We start from the raw sequence: 4,336 nt of genomic DNA, 5'->3' as shown, positions 1-4,336 counted from the left end.
TCGCAATCGTATAACAAAGCGTTAAAGCGGACGCATACAACAGCGGAGCTTTTTTCTAACACCATAAGTGCGCCGCTTAACTTATTCGTTATGTGTTAATTCGCATCATGTTTCATATATTTACTATTTTTTAGAATTGAGGATTAAAAATGAAAATTAATAACTTGGGTACGTTTCGTGACCATCAAGGAGAAACATACGAAATATTAGAAAAAGTAGAAGAGATTACTAGTCGAGGGCTAAATGAACCAGCTATTAGGCATGATGGTACTAAAAGTTATGAAACTGCTTGTGGGATTCCTGTAAATGTTAAAAACGGTGTATTTGTTACATGGGATGATGTTGTTTTAACACAGGTTGGTTAAACACATAACAAGTCAATTAACACACTCACTTCGTTCGCTGGGACGCATACACGCGGGGCGGCTTCGCCATTATGCCCCACGCGCCTGCGCCCGTTATTGAAAAGTTAGGCGCTTCATGAAAAAAATCAAACTCCCATACACGTCGGAAAGAATTATCGGGGTGTCTTTACCAATAAAGGGCGTTTATTATGTCTGTGACCATGATGAAGTCCATGAGGTGACAATTAGCCCCAATGTTTCGGTTAGAGTATTGGATAATGACCCATTTGAAATGCTTGAATCATTACCTTTGAAATTAAGCCTTTACGAGGAAAAACCCCTAATATCAATAAATGAAAATTCAATTTCTTACACCTTTGAACCGACCAAGGATTATGTAGACGTAAACTATATAATAAATGGCGAAACAGGAAATATAAGATTTGGAATACTATCTGGCGATTGGTTTTCCGCTTCATTTTCAAATTGTGGGAATTACCTAATGCTAGCAGAACCCTATGAATATGCGCTCTACTGCATCAAATAAACACGCGCCTAACAAGGCGCTTAAGTCGTTCACTTCGTTCTCTGGGACAAAAACACTGCGCCATGCTTCGCATTTTATGGCACAGCGTTTTCGCCCCTTAGCTTAGCGTTAGAAGTCAAAATGAGTAAATGGAAGTTTGAGTATCTAAGAAACAGAAGAAAAACACCTATCAGTTATTGGGTACACAAAGGGGTGGGCGAACAAATAAATGGTTATGTTTGGTGTAAGGAGTTTGAACCTCCATTTCCTAAGAAAAAGCCTATAAAGGGCTTTCCATTTTTAACTGTTACGGTACACGGACTTGAAATTGAGTTTGCTTCGTCTTACGAAATAAAACACTTTTTAGAAGTAATGGAACAGAAAAATCTACCAACCACACGCTATCTGTCAAACTTAAGGGGAACTGGGTATGGGCCAAATAATCATTGGCTAAGCCGCTTTCCATCTCATTTAAAAAGCTGGGCTAAAAGGGAAAAAATAATCGATGCTGTTAAAAAAGCAAAAAAATCACTCGATGCATCAGGGGCTGACTTCTAACAAAAAAATTAAGACGTATGCGCTTCGCGCACACTGGGACACAAACACGCGGGGCGCTTCGCTATTATGCCCCACGTATTTGCGCCCCTTATTTAGACGTTATGTGTAGCATGAAATTGGATAGGCCGAGAATAAGCGTTGACTTTAATGAACTGATGGAGCCTGACTTGGTTCTGCTATCTCAAACAGATCAACGATTAGATTCAGATGGAGAAAAGGTACAACTATCTGTAGATGCTAAAGTTTATATCTACGAATATAACAAGTACGATGATGGTGAATGTGAGTTATTTACAGCAGATGGTATCGTAGAATTGAATGATAAAACTATTAATAAAAATGCAAAGTGGAGTTGCCGGATTGATACAAATGGAATCACTACAAAATACACATAACAATCCAATTAATCCGACCTCAACTCGCTACGCTCTTTTCGTCGGCTTATTGGGGCGTTATGCACCTCAAAGGACTAGCTAATGACGGACTTCAAAATTGTTCAGCATTTAACACCAGACCTGTTTAAAGAATGTCCAGTTTGGTCAGAATATTACGACTATGAAGAACTTGAAGAGTTAAGCTCTTGGGGCGTTAAAAAAAGACACATTGATAAACTGCTAAAAATAGCAAAAAAAGATGCAGCTCATCCTTACTATCCAATAAACAACATGCTTTCATTGCCAGATAGAATGCGTATATTTATTCATGTAGTATTTAAAACGCCTTCTGGTAGAAGCTTAGAAGGGGTAATTTGCAATCCCAATCCATTTGTTATTGGAATTTTTGTAAACGAAGTAATAGAACTTTTTAATCCAAATTTGCCCGAATTCTGGGAAAAAGCAGAAAGTAATCTTCGAAAGGTATTTAACATTGAAAATGAAGCTGTTTTTCCTTTGGCATACGAAACAGAATATGAAGACAGTAATGGAACAAAAATTCAAGGTGTATACGAGTTTGGTAACGGTGCATAACAAGGCGCTTAAGTCGTTCCCTTCGGTCACTGGGACAAAAACACAATGCGGCTTCGCCATTTTCGCATTGTGCTTTTGCCCCTTAGCTTAGCGTTATACACTTTTAAGGAATATCACATAAAAGCAGATTTTTTGACGGTAGCAAGGCAAGAGTTTGCGTTTTTAATTGACGATTATAGTTTTTTAGAAGCAGGTAACACTGAATTCGAAGTCAATTACGAAAATTCGTCAACCTGTATACGTGTAGAAGGTATTAATTGGGGCTTTAACTCTAGAGTAGCCATCGGTACTAATTTAGTGAACTTCGAAAATTATGACCTCCACGACATTGTTTTTGGCTGTAACTCTTTTCATGTTAGGAAAAAGTGTAAATTAGACCAGCTGGAGCAGCTTAAATTGTTAGCCGTGTTATTACGAAAATATGCCCAGCCTGTTCTTCATGGGCAACATTCTTCTTTTGCTGTAGCCAAACAGCAGATAGAAAAGCGTTCAAAAAGGTATAATGGTAGGTAGAACAACGTGTATAACAAGAAAATAAAGTCGTATGCGCTTAGCGCACACTGGGACACAAACACGCGGGGCGCTTCGCTATTATGCCCCACGTATTTGCGCCCCTTATTTAGACGTTAGGCATCACGATGAGCACAGTACAAGAGAAGTTTAAAGAGTTACTTAAAGGTACTGTCGCGCCAGCCTTGAGAAAAAATGGCCTCAAAGGTTCTGGCCAAGAGTATTCACTTAAATCCGGTGACTACTGGGCTCTTATCGGTTTGCAGAAGTCGATGTATAGCGACGCACAAGGACTAAAATTTACCATCAACATATACGTTGTTTCAAAACAGCAGTGGGATGAGGCTCGTGAGAAATATAGCTACTTTCCAAAAAAACCATCGCCTAACACTAAGTGGCAATTGGGCTGGTCCGAACGTATAGGAATGCTAATGCCTTCGAAGTTAGATCATTGGTGGGAGTTTGATAACCGTACCAACGAAAATGAGCTGGCGGAGCAAGTAGTTCATGCAATTATGGAGTACGCGGTACCAGTAATGCAGTCGAGAATGCAGAATGCCTAACAAGTTTGTCAACAGGACATTTATTGCTACGTTTCGTTCTGCGGTGGCTACGCCACTTTACCGCAAAACTACACTACACAAAAAATGCCTGTTACAAAGGCGTTATGAGCCTATGAAAAGTTTAGCGGTAGTATCTCTTTTAGTTTTCTTCGTTAGCCTTAATGCTGTAGCTTGTTCAGCCCCACCACCTGGTTATAGTATGAATCACAAGGTGCTGATTAAAAGTACAGAAACAATTGTGTTAGCTAAAACGATCAAAGTTACTGATAAAGTTGTAGTGTTTGAGGTTTTAGAAAGCATAAAAGGTGAAAGTGAAAAAGAGTTCTTTTGGCGACGTTCTAGATTATCTAAATCGGTTAAACATATCAGTACTGATTTTAATCGTCATAGTGAGCCTGCTTTTTGGTCAAGCGAGCAATTGGTAAGAAGATCTCCAATTTCAAAAGGTGGTATTTGTAATATTGTTTTCACTTATGAACTAGGAGAGGTTTATCTAGTTTTCCGAGAGTCGTGGGGAAATGCTCATTCAAATGAAATCATTAAAAGCAATGATGACAAGTGGTTAACTTTTGTAAAAAAGGCAGTAGCAAGCGGCTTATAACAAGCTGTTAAACAAGGACAAAAAATAGTTGGTTTTGCTCCTTCGTCGCTAATTTTAACCAACTACTTTTTGCCTGTTAACAGGGCGTTGAGGCTGTAGAATTTATCAAAAAAGGACGTTTCCCTGTCCTTTTTTAGCTTTACGCTAATTGTTTAATAATTGAGCTTGAACCGTCATCTGGCCTGTGATCTAATAGTTATTATCCGTTACGAGTTGAACGAGATGGCCAACTACAAACCTGATTTATCCAGTCAAAATAAATTCAT

8 protein-coding genes are annotated in these 4,336 nt (G+C 38.8%); all 8 read left to right on the top strand.

Translation table 11 applies throughout. From position 1 onward, the window contains the following. Window positions 1–149 precede the first annotated feature (149 nt). The 8 genes from J3L16_RS15550 to J3L16_RS15515 all read left to right on the top strand — a co-directional run bounded on the left by J3L16_RS15550 (window position 150) and on the right by J3L16_RS15515 (window position 4,070). On the top strand, window positions 150–365 hold the full coding sequence (locus tag J3L16_RS15550; RefSeq protein ID WP_207613982.1) for a hypothetical protein: 216 nt from the start codon (window positions 150–152) through the stop codon (window positions 363–365). Window positions 366–480: 115 nt separating this feature from the next. Continuing rightward, window positions 481–891, top strand: coding sequence for a hypothetical protein (locus J3L16_RS15545; RefSeq protein ID WP_207613981.1), 411 nt, complete (start codon window positions 481–483; stop codon window positions 889–891). A 120-nt stretch (window positions 892–1,011) separates the two neighbouring features. Next, complete coding sequence (locus J3L16_RS15540; protein WP_207613980.1) at window positions 1,012–1,428, top strand: hypothetical protein; 417 nt, start codon at window positions 1,012–1,014, stop codon at window positions 1,426–1,428. 17 nt (window positions 1,429–1,445) lie between these two features. Next, window positions 1,446–1,823: a hypothetical protein gene (locus J3L16_RS15535; RefSeq protein ID WP_207613979.1), complete on the top strand. Its 378-nt coding sequence runs from the start codon at window positions 1,446–1,448 to the stop codon at window positions 1,821–1,823. A gap of 81 nt (window positions 1,824–1,904) precedes the next feature. Continuing rightward, window positions 1,905–2,396: a hypothetical protein gene (locus J3L16_RS15530; RefSeq protein WP_207613978.1), complete on the top strand. Its 492-nt coding sequence runs from the start codon at window positions 1,905–1,907 to the stop codon at window positions 2,394–2,396. A 45-nt stretch (window positions 2,397–2,441) separates the two neighbouring features. Continuing rightward, complete coding sequence (locus J3L16_RS15525) at window positions 2,442–2,909, top strand: hypothetical protein (protein ID WP_207613977.1); 468 nt, start codon at window positions 2,442–2,444, stop codon at window positions 2,907–2,909. Window positions 2,910–3,034: 125 nt separating this feature from the next. Beyond that, a complete protein-coding gene (locus J3L16_RS15520; protein ID WP_207613976.1) occupies window positions 3,035–3,469 on the top strand; it encodes a DUF4304 domain-containing protein in 435 nt (144 codons plus the stop codon). A gap of 112 nt (window positions 3,470–3,581) precedes the next feature. Next, entirely contained in the window at window positions 3,582–4,070 is a 489-nt protein-coding gene (locus J3L16_RS15515; RefSeq protein WP_207613975.1) for a hypothetical protein, read from the top strand. Window positions 4,071–4,336 lie beyond the last annotated feature (266 nt).

The sequence above is a fragment of the Alteromonas sp. 5E99-2 genome (assembly GCF_017368475.1).
Classification (GTDB): Bacteria; Pseudomonadota; Gammaproteobacteria; order Enterobacterales; family Alteromonadaceae; genus Alteromonas_F.
This window is presented reverse-complemented; position numbering and strand designations above follow the sequence as displayed.